At 52.5% G+C, this 18,275-nt stretch carries 17 protein-coding genes and 3 pseudogenes; 14 read left to right on the forward strand and 6 right to left on the reverse strand.

Annotation, left to right across the window (positions count from 1 at the left end; genetic code table 11):
- Positions 1-13: 13 nt before the first annotated feature.
- The 3 genes and pseudogenes from MRK42_RS12680 to MRK42_RS12690 form a co-directional block, all read left to right on the forward strand.
- Positions 14-232: pseudogene (locus MRK42_RS12680) on the forward strand (IS5/IS1182 family transposase); the annotation flags it as partial.
- Positions 233-546: 314 nt separating this feature from the next.
- The gene (locus tag MRK42_RS12685; protein ID WP_354688270.1) at positions 547-1,689 is read left to right on the forward strand and encodes a hypothetical protein; all 1,143 of its coding nucleotides are present in this window, start codon (positions 547-549) and stop codon (positions 1,687-1,689) included.
- A 14-nt stretch (positions 1,690-1,703) separates the two neighbouring features.
- Positions 1,704-2,171, forward strand: coding sequence for a hypothetical protein (locus MRK42_RS12690; protein WP_354688271.1), 468 nt, complete (start codon positions 1,704-1,706; stop codon positions 2,169-2,171).
- A gap of 411 nt (positions 2,172-2,582) precedes the next feature.
- On the opposite strand, the gene MRK42_RS12695 is transcribed toward MRK42_RS12690, so the two are convergent.
- The 3 genes and pseudogenes from MRK42_RS12695 to MRK42_RS12705 all read right to left on the reverse strand — a co-directional run.
- Entirely contained in the window at positions 2,583-3,500 is a 918-nt protein-coding gene (locus MRK42_RS12695) for an IS5 family transposase (RefSeq protein ID WP_354688272.1), read from the reverse strand.
- Positions 3,501-3,626: 126 nt separating this feature from the next.
- On the reverse strand, positions 3,627-3,878 hold the full coding sequence (locus MRK42_RS12700; protein WP_042026513.1) for an ogr/Delta-like zinc finger family protein: 252 nt from the start codon (positions 3,876-3,878) through the stop codon (positions 3,627-3,629).
- A 58-nt stretch (positions 3,879-3,936) separates the two neighbouring features.
- Positions 3,937-4,601 (reverse strand): annotated as a pseudogene (locus MRK42_RS12705) (phage portal protein); the annotation flags it as partial.
- A gap of 88 nt (positions 4,602-4,689) precedes the next feature.
- On the opposite strand from MRK42_RS12705, the gene MRK42_RS12710 reads away from it, so the two are divergent.
- The 7 genes and pseudogenes from MRK42_RS12710 (at position 4,690) to MRK42_RS12740 (ending at position 10,616) form a co-directional block, all read left to right on the forward strand.
- Positions 4,690-5,607 (forward strand): IS5 family transposase, encoded by a 918-nt coding sequence (locus tag MRK42_RS12710; protein WP_354688273.1) that lies wholly within the window; start codon positions 4,690-4,692, stop codon positions 5,605-5,607.
- A gap of 253 nt (positions 5,608-5,860) precedes the next feature.
- The gene (locus MRK42_RS12715; protein WP_338610295.1) at positions 5,861-6,415 is read left to right on the forward strand and encodes an acyltransferase; all 555 of its coding nucleotides are present in this window, start codon (positions 5,861-5,863) and stop codon (positions 6,413-6,415) included.
- Positions 6,340-7,068 (forward strand): acyltransferase, encoded by a 729-nt coding sequence (locus MRK42_RS12720; RefSeq protein WP_338610297.1) that lies wholly within the window; start codon positions 6,340-6,342, stop codon positions 7,066-7,068. The genes MRK42_RS12715 and MRK42_RS12720 overlap by 76 nt, the downstream gene beginning before the upstream one ends.
- A 313-nt stretch (positions 7,069-7,381) precedes the next feature.
- Positions 7,382-7,573 (forward strand): tail fiber assembly protein, encoded by a 192-nt coding sequence (locus MRK42_RS12725; protein WP_224212363.1) that lies wholly within the window; start codon positions 7,382-7,384, stop codon positions 7,571-7,573.
- Positions 7,570-8,451 carry a hypothetical protein gene (locus tag MRK42_RS12730; protein WP_338610300.1) on the forward strand — a complete coding sequence of 294 codons (882 nt, stop codon included), beginning with the start codon at positions 7,570-7,572 and terminating at the stop codon, positions 8,449-8,451. Before MRK42_RS12725 ends, MRK42_RS12730 begins: the two co-directional genes overlap by 4 nt.
- The gene (locus MRK42_RS12735) at positions 8,448-9,008 is read left to right on the forward strand and encodes a hypothetical protein (RefSeq protein ID WP_338610302.1); all 561 of its coding nucleotides are present in this window, start codon (positions 8,448-8,450) and stop codon (positions 9,006-9,008) included. Before MRK42_RS12730 ends, MRK42_RS12735 begins: the two co-directional genes overlap by 4 nt.
- A pseudogene (locus tag MRK42_RS12740) lies at positions 9,005-10,616 on the forward strand (hypothetical protein). The gene MRK42_RS12735 and the pseudogene MRK42_RS12740 overlap by 4 nt, the downstream one beginning before the upstream one ends.
- Before the next feature lie 639 nt (positions 10,617-11,255).
- Here the strand turns inward: MRK42_RS12740 and MRK42_RS12745 are convergent.
- The 3 genes from MRK42_RS12745 to MRK42_RS12755 form a co-directional block, all read right to left on the reverse strand.
- Positions 11,256-12,470, reverse strand: a complete 1,215-nt coding sequence (locus MRK42_RS12745; protein WP_042657696.1) for an IS256 family transposase — start codon at positions 12,468-12,470, stop codon at positions 11,256-11,258.
- A 137-nt stretch (positions 12,471-12,607) separates the two neighbouring features.
- Positions 12,608-12,886 carry a NadS family protein gene (gene nadS / locus MRK42_RS12750; RefSeq protein ID WP_224212360.1) on the reverse strand — a complete coding sequence of 93 codons (279 nt, stop codon included), beginning with the start codon at positions 12,884-12,886 and terminating at the stop codon, positions 12,608-12,610.
- Positions 12,887-12,893: 7 nt separating this feature from the next.
- Positions 12,894-13,214 (reverse strand): type II toxin-antitoxin system RelE/ParE family toxin, encoded by a 321-nt coding sequence (locus MRK42_RS12755; protein WP_197064529.1) that lies wholly within the window; start codon positions 13,212-13,214, stop codon positions 12,894-12,896.
- A 432-nt stretch (positions 13,215-13,646) separates the two neighbouring features.
- Between MRK42_RS12755 and MRK42_RS12760 the strand changes: the two genes are divergently transcribed.
- The 4 genes from MRK42_RS12760 to MRK42_RS12775 all read left to right on the forward strand — a co-directional run bounded on the left by MRK42_RS12760 (position 13,647) and on the right by MRK42_RS12775 (position 18,229).
- A complete protein-coding gene (locus MRK42_RS12760; protein WP_354688274.1) occupies positions 13,647-14,654 on the forward strand; it encodes a Fic family protein in 1,008 nt (335 codons plus the stop codon).
- Between the two features lie 404 nt (positions 14,655-15,058).
- Positions 15,059-15,841, forward strand: a complete 783-nt coding sequence (locus MRK42_RS12765; protein WP_239053786.1) for a nuclease-related domain-containing protein — start codon at positions 15,059-15,061, stop codon at positions 15,839-15,841.
- Between the two features lie 196 nt (positions 15,842-16,037).
- Entirely contained in the window at positions 16,038-17,537 is a 1,500-nt protein-coding gene (locus MRK42_RS12770) for a hypothetical protein (protein ID WP_234915707.1), read from the forward strand.
- Between the two features lie 116 nt (positions 17,538-17,653).
- The gene (locus tag MRK42_RS12775; protein WP_025201459.1) at positions 17,654-18,229 is read left to right on the forward strand and encodes a hypothetical protein; all 576 of its coding nucleotides are present in this window, start codon (positions 17,654-17,656) and stop codon (positions 18,227-18,229) included.
- Positions 18,230-18,275: the final 46 nt, after the last annotated feature.

Genomic DNA, 18,275 nt, shown 5'->3' on the forward strand with positions numbered 1-18,275 from the left:
GGGCAACAACGCCCTGGTGATGCGCAAGGAAGGGCTGGCGCACTGGAAGAAGATATCGGGGTATCACCGTCGCTCGCTGGCAGAGACGGCGATGTATCGCTTCAAACAGTTGCTGGCGGGGAAAATCAGTCTGCGTAACTACAATGGCCAGGTGGGAGAAGTCATGGCGTATGTCAGCGCCATAAACAAACTGAATACCCTGGAACTACCTGTCAAACAGCCCCGAGTGTAGCGGTCACCTGGGGCTGGCGAAGTCATGACTTGCTGGCTGATTTGGGAAACAACGCCGGGCCATGCCGAACGCTGGTACACTGCCGGAAACAGAAATTTAGCGCTGTGACTGGTCCTGCTACCACGATTAACAAAAAGGTGGGTGTCCAGTTTTTCGTTTCCCGACCTAGCTAACCTAGGCACAGCCAAACGGCTCAATAAGCTCTATCAACCGACCAAATACCTGATATCAGCAGACCATCGAATGAATTTTCCGTGGCCTGCCTTCATCCATAATGTTAAAGTAACGCATTAAATGTCACTGAAGGTTTATTTATGTTCGGCCCTATATCACCAACAATATATAATGTGCTTGTATATATCGCAATTAGCATTAGTGCATCAGTTTTCATATCTCATATAATCTACCATTACAACAATGTTAGAGACAATATAGAAACTCCTTCTATAAATCACAAACAAGCCATTCATAAATACATATTGTTTTATATTGTGATGGCATGCTTAGTAGTTTGTTGGTCATGGATTGCATTTTCGCCAATTAGCATCGGGCATCTTGATGAAATATCATATTTAAATGAACCTATTAATCCACAGATATGGAATGGACGATTTTTCCCTCTCGGCCACTTAGAGTTCAATTACTTATATCCATCAATGTTTGGGGGAGAGCTATGGCCATTGTACATTCTTCCATTTTGTCAGTTGGTGGTTTTTATTTGGTGCGTGGATTATATAATAAAGCCAGCCAACATATATGTAAGAATGTTTGCCATCTGTTTAACCTATTGGCTTTCAGCTAGCATTCCAATGGTAAACTTGGTTATCCCTGAACGAAATGCTATATTTTTTCTGTTGATTGCTCTCTGTTTCTTAAAGAAATACTCAGCTCACGCCAATATAATAGCATTGTATGGCTCCGTGATTGCATTCGGGTTATCCTTATACTATAAGGAGCCTATGTTTTCCTTTGCTATTGCGTTTGCCGTTACACATTGGTTCTACAATGTCTTACGACACGAAAAATGTATTAATCTTAAATTAGGACACAATGTAGCTGCTGAGGCTGGAATTTTTCTATCAGGATTGTTTTTTTTACTAGGATATTACCTTTTCGTATTGGCAGGCCCAGCACAAAGTTCAACATATATGAATATATCGGTTAAACCGAACGTAGCCGAATATATTTCAAGAGTTTGGTTCTTCACATGGAAACGACCATTTTTATCCATCCTTGTAATAAATGCAATTATATCACATACCTACATCAATAAATCGTCCCAAGATAGAGCATTATCAATGGGTTTGATAGCAGGAGGCACTGCTTATCTTGCTGCTTTAGCCACTTTAAACATGCCAGTAAATGGCTATTATTATGCTATTCCACTCCTATCAATCTCTCTATCATTTTTTATTTGCGTAAAACATCTTTTAAAAAAAAATCATTCGCGGTTTTAGCTTTATCGTCTATTGTGTTTATTACCGTTGTTGTTTTACAGTCAAAAAACTTAAAAGAAGACATTTTTTTAAGAAAAAACACTCAAAACGAGTTTTTGTTTATAAGCAAAGCTATAGATGACAACCGCAATGTAAAAAACATTTACTTTGCAATAGATGATAAATCTGATCCATATCCAGACTACAGCACGACAATCCTTGAACTCTATCTGTATAAGTTTAAAGGCATGGGGGCATTTAACATCACAAGTAAAAGTGGCTGCTATCCATGGAATGAGTATAAAAACGACAATAAAATACACTGTATCAAAAAAGATTTTTCGATGACGGATAAATATGACCTTATCATCATTGAAAATGATGTCATTTCAGTGGAAAAAGAAAGCTCCATATACAGTGTATTTACGTCACCATTTTCTCTTAAAGAAAATGGGCATAAAAACAAACTGCATTTAATGTTAAACAAGACAGCAAAAAAATAACTGCTACGAACATGAAAAATTAAAAATGGGTATGCTTAGTTACTAGGCATGCCCATTATCATTTGTTCATGCCCAATATATAAATCTTTTCAATGATTACATACCTTAGTGCGAGAGTTTAAGTTCCGCAGAACTCGATTAAAACCAATCAATGTTACAGATGCCAACACTGTGGAACTAGCGAAACAGCGATGGCTACTCGAAGTGACCACGCCTATGTGTCTGCTCCCCTAAGGCCTGAAAGACTCTGACGGAAAATGAAAGTTCACAAAAAGGATCCAGACCCAGCTCGCGCCCAGTGCTGGCGCGGGGAGCAGATATCCTCCCTCAGTAGTTCACCGGCATGATTTTCAACGGCGTTGTTGCCCAAATCAGCCAGCAAGTCATGACTTCCCCAGCCCTGGGTAACCGCTACACTCGAGGCTTTCTGACAAGTAGGCCCAGGGTATTCAGCTTGTTTATGGCGCTTACATACGCCATGACTTCTCCCACTTGGCCGTTGTAGTTACGCAGACTGATTTTCCCCGCCAGCAACTGCTTGAACCGATACATCGCCGTCTCTGCCAGCGAGCGACGGTGATACCCCGATATCTTCTTCCAGTGCGCCAGCCCTTCCTTGCGCATCACCAGCACAGCGTCATTTCTTGGGTGTCCCTTTTTCCATAACCCCGCGCTCTTGCGAGGCGGGATACAAGCTGTCGCCCCTTTGCGCGAGATAAGCTGATGGCTGGCTTTGCTGTCATAGGCGCCATCTGCATAAACTCGTCCCAGCTTACGCCGCAGTGGATTGAGCAAGGTCGGCAACACCTCGGCATCATGGACATTTTCCAATGACACCTCCGCCGCCACGATATCGTGGGTTACCGGGTTTACTGCCAGATGCAACTTGCGCCAGACTCGTCGCTTCTCAGCGCCGTGTTTTCTGACCTTCCACTCGCCTTCACCAAACACCTTCAGCCCGGTTGAGTCGATAACCAAGTCGGTAATGCGTCCCCTTGGGGGCTGTCGATAGGCCACTGTCACCGTACGTGCTCGCTTGCTGACACAGCTATAGTCCGGTGCGCACAACGGCACATTCATCAACTCGAACAGGGAGTCGAGTAGTCCCTGAGTGGCCCGCAGAGTGAGGTTGAAAATCCCCTTGAGCATCAGGACGGTACAGATGGTCTGGTCAGTGTAAAGCTGGCAGCGGCCCCGCCGCCCATGATGGTCGTGGTGAAACCAGTTGCTCATGGCCTCGGCATCAACCCAGAAGGTGAGTGAACCACGGTTAATCAAAGACTTGTTGTATTTAGGCCAGTTGGTGATGGGGTGAAGCGACGTGCCCATGATGCAGACTTGAAGAGGATGGTGGTGATCAGATCACCAAGTCCTTAGTTAGTTCCATTCAGGCTGAATCGATTTGGGCAACAACGCCATTTTCAACACATAAAGCGCTCAGGCGAGGCGGGGGCGCTACTGTGCCGCCAGTCCTTTCAATACCAACTGCCGCCCCTCTGGCGTGAGCGAGCCCATCAGACTAAGCACCAGCTGGTTGGTGGTCTTGGCCGAGAGGCTCTGGGTATGCACGAACGACAAGGTGGCCACCCAGCTGTGGCCACATTCGGCATCGGTGCACTGGCAGTAGAGATCCGAGACATCATCGCTCAGTCGGTTGGTCTTGGTCATGCGGCCCCGCTGGCCACACACTTTGCAATAAACCCGCATTACGCCCCCTTTTCTATCCAAATCAACAGCCTATCTTGCCATATGGAATACTGTTTGTTTATACAGCTGGACCGATATTCTCCCGAAAATCGACCCAGAGGGAGCGAGGGAGTCCCGCGCTGTTGATGGCATCCTGGATAAGCTCGCACAGCGGCAACACCTCGTTGCGGGCATAGGTCGCATCGTACTTCTCGGGATCCCCGAGCCCTCCCCCGCCATTGGTCGGGATGATGCCAGCCAGCGCCGCCGGAAAACGGTGGCTGGTCAATACATCCTGGGCGGTGATCCCCTTGATGGCCGCGAACTCGTCTTTGGTGGCGATATCCCCCACCGGGATCAGCTTGATGCCATCGGGTTTGCCGTCCGGGATGTTCACGAACATGGGGCGAAAGTTCCCTACCCCCTTGCTGCTCGCAATCATCTCCTTCATCTCCTCTTCCGTGTCATCGTCCATGTTCGGATCGGTGGCGTAGAAGATGAAGCCCATGTGGGCGCCGTTGAGGAAGTATTTGCGCCGAAACAGAGTGGCATCCTGGTTGAGCAGTGCCGACTGCAGGCCGCCCAGGTAGTCAGGCATACCGTAGATCTGCTGCTCGGGGTCGTGCTGGGCCAGCCAGATGACATCCTCCGGCCGGTAAATCAGGTTCGGCTGCCCTGCTGCAGGTAGACAAAGCAGCCATCTTCGCGCCGGCGCAGCTAGACGCTGGAGAGCGGGTACAGCCCGGCGTTGTTGCCCAAATCGATTCAGCCTGAATGGAACTAACTAAGGACTTGGTGATCTGATCACCACCATCCTCTCCAAGTCTGCATTATGGGCACGTCGCTTCACCCCATCACCAACTGGCCTAAATACAACAAGTCGTTGATTAATCGTGGTTCACTCACCTTCTGGGTTGATGCCGAGGCCATGAGCAACTGGTTTCACCACGACCATCATGGGCGGCGGGGCCGCTGCCAGCTTTACACTGACCAGACCATCTGTACCGTCCTGATGCTCAAGGGGATTTTCAACCTCACTCTGCGGGCCACTCAGGGACTACTCGACTCCCTGTTCGAGTTGATGAATGTGCCGTTGTGCGCACCGGACTATAGCTGTGTCAGCAAGCGAGCACGTACGGTGACAGTGGCCTATCGACAGCCCCCAAAGGGACACATTACTGACTTAGTTATCGACTCAACCGGGCTGAAGGTGTTTGGTGAAGGCGAGTGGAAGGTCAGAAAACACGGCGCTGAGAAACGGCGAGTCTGGCGCAAGTTGCATCTGGCGGTAGACCCGGTGACCCACGATATCGTGGCGGCGGAAGTCTCGCTGGAAAATGTCCATGATGCCGAGGTGTTGCCCACCTTGCTCAACCCTCTGCGGCGTAAGCTGGGACATGTTTATGCGGATGGAGCTTATGACAGCAAAGCCAGCCATCAGCTTATCTCGCGCAAAGGGGCGACAGCCTGTATCCCGCCTCGCAAGAGCGCGGGGTTATGGAAAAAGGGACACCCAAGAAATGACGCTGTGCTGGTGATGCGCAAGGAAGGGCTGGCGCACTGGAAGAAGATATCGGGGTATCACCGTCGCTCGCTGGCAGAGACGGCGATGTATCGCTTCAAGCAGTTGCTGGCGGGGAAAATCAGTCTGCGCAACTACAACGGCCAAGTGGGAGAAGTCATGGCGTATGTCAGCGCCATAAACAAGCTGAATACCCTGGGCCTACCTGTCAGAAAGCCCCGAGTGTAGCGGTTACCCAGGGCTGGGGAAGTCATGACTTGCTGGCTGATTTGGGAAACAACGCCGTGCAACCCCACCACTTGGTTAAACCCGTTGCGCAGCTTGAGCAGCCTCGCAATCCCATGTTTTGCTCGTGGTTGTGTTCTTCTATCTGCTCGCTTTTTAGGTTAATGTACTCTCGCTCTGTTGCTAACTCGACAATGTTGTTTCTTTGCATGTGAATATAATACATACTTAAATAAAAGAACTATAGGATACATTATTGATAAATCTTAATATTAAAAACTGGATGTGTAATTTCCGCCATAATAATACATTAGTTCAAGACAGTTTTAATATAGGGGTATTAGCATTGAATAATAAAGAAGATGAAATTCTTTCTTTGACTGGGTTGCGATTTGTTGCAGCGCTATATGTTTTTATATTTCATATCCACATTCGTTGGCCGGTAACAACGAACAGTTTTGTTAGCAACATTATTGGACAAGGTGCAGTGGGAATGAGTCTGTTTTTTATTCTCTCGGGTTTTGTTCTTGCTTATCGGTATGCAGGGCAGACGTTCAGAGTAAGTGAATACTTAAAAAATAGATTTGCTAGAATATATCCTATCTACGTCGTTGCAGCATTACTAACACTACCGTGGCTTGGGTTTGACATTATTGGCACGTCGATGGTTGACACATTTAAAGCAATTTGCAAAGTTTTTTTAATTGTCACGTCGAATATATTTCTTGTTCAAGCATGGCTTCCTCAATTTTTTATTATTGGAATGATGGTGGTAGTTGGTCAATTTCTGTGGAGGCATTCTGTTATTTAATGCTACCTTTAATCCTTCCATATCTCTTGAGGGCATCAACGGAGAAACTGTTTTTAACGATAGCTATATTTTGGGTGTGGGCCACATTACCAGGAATTTCCGCCACTCTTTTTGATGCTCCGACTACCCCTGTTTTTTATTCTATGCCCGTTTTCCGTTTGCCAGAGTTTCTCGTCGGAGTGTGTTCTTTTTTGCTAATTCGTCGAGGCTTTATTTATCAGCATGGTGTATTGGCTCAGATTGTTGTTACCCTTTTCTTTTTATTTTACCTTGGTTTTGTTGGGTCAAGAATGTCTCATTATGTTGGTCATAATTGGATTGTAATTCCTGTAGTTGCCTTTATGATCTTCTCATTATCAAACAACAAAGGAATTATATCTTTAATTTTGTCTTCGCGTGTTTTTGTTTGGTTAGGAAAAATCAGCTACTGTTTTTATTCTTTCCAAGCATTTATTATCTTATTGATGATTACCTATCACGCCAAGTTGGTGGAGATAATCCCAGTCCTTTCCAATAACATTGTTTTAATGGTGGTATCGTTTTTTGTGTTAGTGGCGATATCTGCTGCAGCATATTATTTAATTGAAGAGCCAGCTCGCAAATTCATTAGACTGAAGGGTGGGCGTGTTGGAATGCCAATATCTCAGTCTTGACTGATATTACTAGATGAGTTCAGGTCGTTCATTTGACTGTTAATCTAAGTAAAGTAAAAGCCCAAACGGGCTTTTACTTTTTTGACTCACATGTTAGCAGTTATAATAGCCGACATGGGGAAACCGGGATAAAACCGCCATCTCTCTGATTGTGTGATTTGCTCACCTACCTGATTGCGAAGTGCCATTTTCGGCAACGCCAGATGACTCTGCAGAGCATGGTCGGGAACTTTATACCCGAGCCCTTTTTGGCGAATTTGGTCCCGTGGGCGAATTTACTGAATCCCCACCCACCGAAGATGAACAGCTTGCGGTGTTAGACAGCAAACTGAAGCACGCCGCGACAACCATGGCACCGCTGGAGGATGCCGACAAACTGGGCGTCATCAGCGAGCGCGAGAAGGTCCAGCTCACCGCCTGGCAACACTACCGGGTCGCCCTCTATCGCTTGCCACAAAGCGAAGGATGGCCCACCGATGTCACCTGGCCGGATGCCCCGCAATGAGTTGGACGCAAGGCACGCTGCGCTGGCCGGCCAGCGCCGAGGCGATACACTCGCGTGCCAGCGGGGTACTTGACCAACTGCCGGCAAGCCAATCTGGCGCCGTGGCCCGCTTGCAAGAGCTGGCGCCAAGGGCGCAATACCGCCCCATGCCGATCAGTCAGGCCGCCGACGGGTTGGCTGGACTGCGCGCCGAACTCGACCAATTGCTGGTCACCGGTCGCTGCCTGACGGTCACCCCCTATCAGCATGGCGTGGGCCAGCACCAGGGCAACCAATACAGCCTCGCCGCCCCCAATGCGGTGGCTACCCTTGCGGCCAAGCTGCAGGATGGTGCCGATCCCCTGCTGCCGGCTGGCCAGCTGCATGCCATCGCCTGGCTGGTCACCGGCAACAGCGAAACCGCGCTGGCCGACGCCTTGACCCCGCTTTGCGCCATGCTGCCACTGCCGGAGTGGTGCGCGGCCCTGCGCCGCCTCACCGCTCAGAACGATGCCATGAACCAACCGACCGCCGCCAAGGTACCGCGCTGGAAAGCCGATGAGCCGCTGACATGGGCCCCGCTGCGCCCTGCTCGTTCGCTGCTCGGGGCGGAGATCGCCCAGCTGGAGAGCCTGGCACAAGGCTCCGCCACTCCGATTGCAAAGCTGGCCAGCCTGGCCGAACGCCGCGCGGCCAGATTATCCGGGCTGGAGCAGGCGTTCGCGCAACTGGCCGCCGTCAGTGGCCAGCTCTGGCACTGGCAAGCCCAGGGAGACGCAGCCAGCCTCGCCGCCCAATTGGGCCAGAGCAGCCCGCCGGACCACAGCCACTGCATGACGGTCGGCGCCCTGCTGCTCTCCCCCTCCCCGCTCACCTTCTGGCAGGAGTTAACCCGATGAGCAAAACAGCCATGCTCACCCTGGACGGTGAGCCGATTGTGATGAAGTCGATGCGGATCACCGTATCGATGCAGTTTCAGGACAAGGACAGCAGCGGCCAGACCAGCTCGACCAGCAGCTCGGAGCAGGGCGCCAAGGCCAAGGAGCTCGATATCTCGGGCCTGGTCCCCTTCAATGATGAGCAGGCTCTGAGCCGTCTGTTTGAGCTGGCCGATGCCAAGGGGGATGGCGGCAAGCGCCATATCTACCGGGTAGGGTCGCTGTTGGCCAAGTCGGTGAAGGTACGCCAGGCCAAGTTCGCTGGGCGCATCACTGCCAGCGAACAGGAAGGGCTGCTGGCCTGGCAGGTGCAGTTCACCCTGCGCGAGCACAACTCGGTGCCCGAGAAGCGGGAACAGCGGATGCCCAAAACACCGGCCAAGGTGGGCCAGGGTACCGCCAACACCAAACCGGCCAAGCCATCAGAGGGGGCGCCCGCTTCCGAGCAGGAGCAGCTGAGCTCGTGGGAACAGGCCATCAAGGGGCTTGATAACAAACTGGGAGACCTGATGGCGTGAAACTCTCGACCAACCTGACCCTGGGCGGGCAACCGGCCAACCTCATCGACCACGATATCGTGCTGGATCTCTGCGCCGGCGGCCGCGCAGCACTCACTATCGAAGGGCGTGCCGAGAAGGGGCAAACCCTGACCGTGGATCTGGGATACAACGGCGAACTGCGGCGCTGGTTTACCGGATACGTGTATGACGTACAGCCCGCCAGCAATGGCGCCAGCAAGGTGCTGTGCCGTGAGCTGGCCGGGATCCTGGGGAGTTCGTTTCCTGTCAGCATTCAACACCCCACCCTGCGCAGCCTGCTGGCCTGGCTGAGCAACCAGACCAAACTCACCTTCCTGCTGCCGGATGGGGCCGACTATACCGATCGGCCAATCCCCAACTTCACCAGCGCCGGCACCGGCTATCAACTGCTTAACAACGCGGGCCGCGCCTTTGCGGTGCCGGATTTCATCTGGCATCAACAGCCGGATGGCGCCATCTTCGTGGGCAGTCACGCCCATAGTCGCTGGGCCGATCGGGCGGTGGAGCTGGATCCGGCCTTCTCCGGCCGACAGGCGGGCAACACCCTCACCACGGCACCGATCCCGGCCATGCGCCCGGGCGCCATCGTCAACGGCAAGCGAGTGGAGCGGGTCCGCCTCAAGGGCGACGAGATGACCCTGACCACGGCGACCCCAGGCAAACCGGTGAAGTCGCCGGAACGGCGCAAGATGGAGGGGGGAGTTCCCCGAGCTGGCTGACAAGATGCACCTGCCCAAGTTCGGGCGGGTCGAGGCCATCAGCGACAGCGCCACAGCTGGCCAGCTCAATGATCCGTTTCGCCCTCGCTATGCGGTGGATGTGCAGTTGTTGGGTGAAGATGGCCAGCCGGACAAGGCTGCCCCGCTCTATCGCGCCGTGCCGCTGCCGGTGATGTTCGGTGGACCCGAGCAGGGGCTGCTGCAGTTTCCCATCGAGGGGACGATAGTCGAGCTGGGGTTTGCCTTCGGTCGCGCCGACCGGCCGTTTATCCGCACCGTGCTGGGCTCGGGCTGGCCGCTGCCGGACATCACCCCGGGCGAGCAGCTCCAGCAGCAACGGGGCGAGGTGTTCAGCCGCACCGATACCGTGGGCAACCAGCGCCGCCACACCGACCGCACCCAGCATGACAAGGCACTGATGATGCACCGCGAGGCGGACGACTACCTGGGCGAGTTTGGCCTGCACCGACTCACCACCCTGCAGCACAGCGTAGAGCAGATCGGGGCGATGAAGCGCATTGAGGCACTCGGAGCCATCGAGTTGCTGGCCGGTGATGACTTGGTGACGGGGTGCCTGGGCAACATGAGCCAGACTACTGCCAGTGATCTGGTGGAGGTGATCGGGCAGCTGCGGCGTAGTGTGGCCGGCGAGCTCCAGCACTTCGAGGCGCCCCGGTCGTGGATGGGCAGCGAGAAGGTGAACATCTTTCGCCTGCTGCTACAACTGATGAACCTGGTGGAGCAGCTGGCCGCCGCCACCGCCAGTCATACCCACGGTGGCCCACAGCCAACCAATGCCGGAACATTCACCGGCCAAAGCCAGCAGGCTGGCCAACTGGCCGCCACCCTCTCCCCCATCATCGAGTAACCCACCAAGCAAAGGAGGCCCCACATCGTGGGGCCTCCTTCTATCCGCCTGACAGCACCAAAGCATGGCCAGGGAAAGGCGCCGCATGTAGGGCACCATCAGGCAGGCACACATCATACGCGACGCACAGAGCCAAACACAGCAGCCAGAGCGCCACAGAAAAGCCCACGGTGGCGTCTGCGCCACGGAATCCGCGCTCTTCCGCTCCCGCCTGCGGGCTTCACCAGGAAAATTTTTTGCAAAAGTGAATTACCGCAAAACCATATGCCCAGACCGCGCCAGATAAAGGATCCACAAGGCGTTGAGGATCTGAAATGAAGGATCTTTTTTGCAAGGATTTACAGTTTGAAGAGGGTCGGTATAACTATGGTAAAAATGTAAGTTGTTGAATGTATTGGGTAGGCCGTACATTCCGTGGGAATTTGAATGAACGGTGAGGATCTGCGTCGTTGCGTTGGATTGGCTGAAAAGCTTTTATTTCAGCTAGTTAGATATGAGGATGATGATCTGATAACTGAAATTTTGAAAAAGTATGAACCGTGTGTTTAACCGCGACCGTCATCGAAAACAGGCTTTTATGCCGTCATTCCCGCCATCAAAAAAGAGCCTGTAAATAATTCTGTGTAACTGCCCACTCCATTACAGGTGACCGTTCAGACGATCACCGAACTCGATAATAAAGCGATTCAGGGCAAGCTTCCAATTCTGGATTGGCATGGTCCATTTCTTTGAAGCCTGCTGTATCGCGAGGTACGCCACTTTTAGCGCCGAGTCGTCGGTCGGGAAGAGCTTCCTTTGCTTGGTCGCCTTGCGCAGCACGCTGTTCAGCGACTCGATAGCATTGGTGGTGTAGATCACCTTCCGGATGGCGGGGGGATACTCGAACAGTGTGATCAGATTATCCCAGTTGCCCTGCCAGGAGCGCGTTATCTGCGGGTACTGGCTATCCCAGCGCTCGCCGAAGGCCGCCAGCGCCTGCTGAGCCTCACGTTCCGTCGCAGACTGGTAGATCTGCTTCAGATCCGCCGTCACCGCCTTGTAGTCCTTCCAGGAGACATAGCGCAGCGAGTTGCGCACCATGTGGACGATACACAGTTGCACCTTGGTCTGGGGATACTCCACAGCAATCGCATCAGGGAAGCCCTTGAGACCGTCCACACACGCAATCAGGATGTCTTCCAAGCCGCGATTCTTCAGCTCGGTCAGGACCGACAGCCAGAACTTTGCCCCTTCGGTCTCGGCCAGCCACAGGCCCAGCAGCTCCTTGTGCCCCTCCATATTGATGCCCAGTGCCAGATAGAGCGACTTGTTGATCACCCTCTGGTTCGCGCGGATCTTCAGCACAATGCAGTCCAGATAAACGATGGGATAGAGCGGATCCAGCGGCCGGTTTTGCCATTCGTGGACCTGCTCGATGACACGTTCGGTCACCTTCGATACCAGCCCCGCCGAGATGTCGGCGTCATACATCTCTTTGAATGCGTCAACGATATCCCGCGTGCTCAAGCCCTTGGCGTAGAGGGCGAGGATCTGGTCGTCCATCTGGGTCAGGCGGGACTGGCCCTTGCGGACGAACTGAGGTTCGAAGGACGAGTTACGGTCACGAGGCGCCTGGATAGTGACCTCTCCGTGCTGCCCTTTTAGGCGTTTGGCGGAATAGCCATTGCGATTGTTGCCGGTCCCGCGGCCTTGTGGGGCGTGTTTCTCGTAGCCCAGATGTTCGTCCATCTCGGCATTGAGCGCGGTCTCGACGGTGAGCTTGATCAGCTGTTGGGTGAGGGTGCCGAGATCTTTTTCAGACTTGATGTCTTTGGCCAGCTCAGCGGCCAGTGCTTTGAGTTTGTCTTGGTCCATTTGCTTACCCACGAAGGTATCCTTTTGAAAAAGTTACTTATTCGTGGGCGGTTACACAATTGGATTTACAGGCTCTCAAAAAACAGAAGAGGCTCGCACCATGGAGCCTCTTCTCGATCTTTTTCGTCATTCCACCTTTAGTGTGCGGCCAGCTCACTGTAGAGATCGGGCTTTTCTTGCATAAGCGTCAATACCTTCGCGGCCAATCCAGTCGGATTGCGACGCCGGGTTTCCCAGCTTTTGACTGTATCAACGCTAGTTCCCAGCGCCTGGGCAAACTCCTGCTGCGATACCTTGAGGGCCAGACGAATAGCCTTGACGTCAGCCACCTCGTATTTTGTCCGTGCGGCAGGCTCTACGCGACCCTGCTTGATCTCGACAGCCTCTTCAAGAGAGGCTTTCAGTTCGTCAAACATGCTCATATCAAACCTCGCCTTTCAGTAACGTGGTCAATTTCTTCAACTCTGCTTTTTCTGCGGTGGTGAGGCTCTCTTTCTCACTCTTCGCATAAGCCAGAACCAGGTATATCGTCTCAACGGTCGCCAAAAAGTAGATCACCCTGGCACTGCCGCTTTTCCCTTGCTGGCCTGTTGCCATGCGAACCTTTCTCAGGCCGCCAGTACCTTGGATTAAATCGCCTTTTTCTGGCTGGGCAATCAGCTCTGCCTGTAATGCTCTGAGCTCATCGTCTGTCGCCAGGGCCTTTATCTGCCTAGTGAAGATCGACGTCTCTATAAATTCAATCGCGTGACTCACGCATCACTCACTCTGAACACCCTACATCATGGTGTACATAGTACACGGCGCAAAATCAAGAAACAACACAGCTTTTTTGCTGTCGCCACTTTGTCGCCATTTTGCCAAAAACAAAAAGGCCACTATCGCTAGTGGCCTTCGTAAGTCTTTGATTTTAATGGTGCCCGAGGCCGGAATCGAACCGGCACGACGCGAACGTCGAGGGATTTTAAATCAAAGGGCCTCGTTTGCATCTTATTGCATAAAATAGCAAGTAGATGGAGCGAGTGACACTGCTAATTCGCAACGAATGGCACCATGTCATAGGTCATCGCATACCGCTTATCACAGAATTCGCAAAGATACGCCGCCGTGTTGGTCTTGCCCCCTATCTGATAATCTGAGCCTTCGCATTTGCAATCGTTTCAGTCGGAGTCCCCCATGGCAGCCTATTCCCCTCCCTTCACCCTGACCCACGCCATGTTGAGCCGGGTGGCGGAGATCGCCGAATTGGTGGGGCAATGGCGCTCGACGCAGAGCTCGCAAGTGCCCATGCTGCGCCGGGAAAACCGGATCCGCACCATCCAGGCCTCCCTGGCCATCGAGCACAACACCCTGAGCCTGGAGCAGGTCACGGCGGTGATCGACGGCAAACCTGTGTTGGGATTGCCCCGTGAGATCCAGGAGGTGCGCAATGCGTTTGCCGCTTATGAAGCAATGTCGGCTTGGGCCCCTACCTCTTCTGCGGATTTGCTCAGGGCCCATGGACGTTTGATGCACGGGTTATGCGATGACGCAGGGCAATGGCGTAGCAGTGGGGTCGGCATCTATCGGGGTGAGCAATTAGTGCATATGGCTCCCCCCGCGACTCAGGTTCCGCGTCTGATGGAACAACTGGTGCAATGGTTGGCAGAAACAGAGGCCCATCCCTTGATCGCCTCTTGTGCCTTGCACTACGAGTTGGAGTTTATCCACCCCTTTTCCGATGGAAATGGTCGTATGGGACGCTTGTGGCAAACGGTGATCTTGAGCCGTTGGCAACCAGTGATGGCCTTCCTGCCGGTGGAAGCGATCATCAAAGAGCGCCAAGAGCACTACTACCACCAATTAAGTCAGGCCGACAGGCTGAGTGACTGCACCGATTTTATTCTGTTTCTGCTAGAGGCGCTGCGAGATGCGTTGGCCGAAGCGATTGCCGCACAGCCGACATCTCAGCCCACCCCGCCAGAAAAAGTGAGGGTAGAAACGCCGGTAGAAATGCGGGTAAAAACGCCGGATGCGGTGTTGGCTATCTTGGTGGCTGAGCCGACCTTGACCCTTAAACAAGTAGCCGAGCGGATAGGCAGATCGACCAGCACGGTGGAGCGAGCGGCGGCGGCGTTGGTTAAGGCGGGACGATTACGCTTTGTTGGTCCACGCAAGGGTGGGCATTGGGAAGTGTTGTCATAGGACTGCTTGCTAAGGCCACCGAGTGAGTTGCTACAGCCGCCCAGCTTCCGGGTCGCATCAGTAAACATACAACCAGCCAAGTAAACCCAAGCGCAACGAACCCCATTTGCGCACAAAGGGGGGCGCAGTAACTCTCTGTTTTATCTCACTAACACCACAAGGTGTAAGATCTCCATTGGGGATAATCAGATACTGTGATACTTGCCCCACATCCCAATGGATAGACTCCTATAGGTCAGCTAACCTGACCTCACCACATCCCACAAAAGACGCACGAAATGGAATTCTCGTCGCTCGCGGTATCTGTTCTGGCAACTACTGGCTTGTTCTTGTGCCCAATATTCTTATCTGTCGGAATCATCTTGTTAATAAGAAAAAGGCTTCGCTCACATAGGGTCAGCCCGTTGACCGCCGACCTGCTCAGGCCAGCGGGTCACACCCTGCAACAGCAAATCCAGGACCTGCAAATAGATCTCTTTTCCCAAATGCTATTCACGCCATTGACCATGATGATGATCGGGTTCTACCTCTTGTTACAGAGCTACATCGATAAGAGGGCTATGAGCACGACAGTGATGCTGATTTCCGGGGTCGTTATGCTGGGCCTCTTTATCTATGGCACAACCAAAACTTACAAAATGGCCAACAAGGTTCAGCACCTCAAGCTGGGTTACTCCTGTGAACTGGCAGTGGGTCAGGAGTTGGACCAAATAGTTAGGCCCCAACAGCACCCCTATCGGGTTTACCACGATATCCCGTTTGATGGCTTCAATATCGACCATTTGATCATTTGCCCTAACGGGGTCTTTGTCATCGAAACTAAAGGCCGCTCCAAACCCATCAACAATGGAGAAAAACAGTTCAAGGTGCGGGTTGAAAACGATGCGCTTCACTTCCCAAATCATGTTGAAAAAGCACCGCTCGAACAGGTCCGCCGTAACGTCACCACGGTGCGTAACTGGCTCAACAGTGCAACTGGGACCGAAGTCCCGGTAGGTGGCGTTCTGGTTCTGCCTGGCTGGTTTGTGGATTTACGCCAGAAGATCACCTTCCCCTACATCGTCAGTGCCGCTGCACTCCCCAAGCAACTCCCCCAATTTAAGGCTGGCTCACTTGAACTGGCCCAGATCCAGGCCATCGCGCACCAGGTAGAGCAAAAAGTACGGGACGTTGCCAAGGCTGGCTAAGAGATCTTTATTGCCAACTGATACTCCATCAGTCAGCAAGTCTATCCGCCATCCTTGAATGCCCCTCAGTTTGAGGCTCTTGGGTATAGAGGAAACAGGGAGGAGTTCGCAGCGATGAAATTGAAGTAACCCATTGCGGGAAAAAAGCCAGCGGCGCTATTGTACTAATTCTTTTTTTGCACAAGGAGTGTGCTCGATGTCTATCTCGCCTATGGATCTCGCAACTTATTACGGTGTCGATGACATTCCTGCTGCCCTATCGATAGGCGATAACCTCCATAGTTTGCTCGTAGCCATATTCAGAAATGAGCCTCTGACTTCGCCCCGCTATGACATTCTAGCCAGCTACGATCTCAACGCCTTGAGGGGTTTTATCAACGGCGATATGACTCTCCCTGAGTTCAGACGCCAATCTGCGGTAGAACAAGAGCTGCGCCGTTCTAAATCTCTTTACTATAAGGGCCGAAAGATTGTGCATCGCTACCAACCTTCAATCACGAAGCCCTTGGCTGCTCAGCAAGACGACAAACCTAATATAGAGAAGACTAGTCAAAATCCCACTTGGGATTACCTGCAGAAATTCCGGATCAAAAATGGTCTGGCCGATGGCCAGAATTCTGTGTCCCTCCCCCCGCATGAACTGGCCAAACAATTCTGGGTGGATGATATCACCAGTGCGATCACGGGCGGTGCCAGGTTGCACAGCCTCCTTGTCGCTGCCGGACAAGGCGCGACGATATCAGCAGCAAACAGACAATTTCTCTTGAACAGGGGGTTGAATGCCTTGCTGCGCTTCTTGACCGGTGAGCTATCCCAAGAGCAGTTCGACAAAAACGGGAAAGCGGAACAGGAGCAACGAAACAAGCTTGCACAACAGAAACAACGCGAGATCGCCGTTCAGAAGGCTGTAGATGAAGAACGTTATAAAGCCGAGCAGAAAGCCCGAAGTGTGCGACTTGAGGCTGAGCGGATTCAGCGTGAGAGTGACCCCAAGTACATCGCACGGATGAAGAACCAAGCACTCAGGGAGAAGTATGGTGTAACTGGATATGTCGAATCACATCACCTCAAACAGCTCATGGCAATCCTTCTCAAGCTGGATGCAGGTACACGGCTACTGGAGACTGAAACCATCTGGCTCAAGAGCAATGGCCGTGAGTTCGAGACAAAAGAGATTCTGCATACCTACAACCGACTCGAAGCGGATCACTGGCTAGCGGAGTACCGCAACAGCAAGAACCCATGGAGTGCAGTCAATGCCAGCGGACACTTGCGTAAATGCGCAGCATCGAATGAGGCGATTGCGCTGCTGAGTGCCATCCCAGCCAAGAGGCAGGGTCAGCCAAAGCTGAAATCTGCCATTCTCACCACGCATGGTGGTGCGATGCGTGACCGTGGCGAACATACTGCAGCATTGAACATGGGCGCTGAAGCTCACCGCCTTCAACCCAACAACTTTCGCCCCTGCACACTACTTGGTGCAGTCTGTATCGAGCTTGGCAACATTAGTGAGGGACATGAGTGGTATTGCAAGGCGGAAGCCAGAGGCGCTGGCCGTGACAGCATTATGTCGGATGTCAGGTCGCTTCTTACCCGGATGACAGCCGATAAGCGTGAAGCAGTTATCGCAGAACTGTTGCGCATTCATCCCGAACAGTATCGATGGCTAACTAAGTGGCGTCAGGCCAAGGCGTAACTGACATTATTGCTAGCAAACCGAGAGTGAATCGCAACCCGTTACAGCTGGGAAGTGTCTACATCACTGGTGGCGATTCACCCCACATCAACCAACTCTCTACATGAGGAGTCACCATGCCACATAAAACCCCGCTGCTCTCTGCTTTGACCTGTGCCGTCAGTCTCATTGCCTCACCCGCCATTGCCGCAAATACGGGCTTTAAAACCCTGACTGTCGGCCTACCCATCACCACGCTCCAAGCGGTCAACGATGGTCTGATACGCTACGACTGGCGCAGTGACATTGATGAAGAATTTCGCGGCAAACCCAAGGCAGGCGAGGGATTCTTAGGACGACCAACTACGGGTGAGTATTACTATGCAGTCTACCAACATAAAGTGTTCTCCTTCGGCGGTACCCAGGCATCGTACCAAGACGACTCCGTTGCTTCTGTCAGACAGGCTAAGGCAGACTTTGAGGAATTAGTCAGTCAGGCGACCAATACCTTGAAAGTCAAGCCAGTGATCATCCGCACAGTGAAGGATAAATCGGTACCGTTTTTTGAATGTGTAACCGACAGCATGTGTGGTAATTACAGCGCAACCTACACCATTGGTGCCAACGAGGTCTCGATCAAATTGATGCAAGACCGTGATGCAGAGAACGGTGGCCGCCAGCTCAACGCGGGAATGCGCGAGATCCTTAAGTAAAATGCTGCTTCTGAATCGCCCCGGCTTCGCTAGACACTTTTGAGCC

It is taken from the genome of Aeromonas sp. 19NY04SH05-1 (genome assembly GCF_040581895.1).
Taxonomy (GTDB): Bacteria; Pseudomonadota; Gammaproteobacteria; order Enterobacterales; family Aeromonadaceae; genus Aeromonas; species Aeromonas enteropelogenes.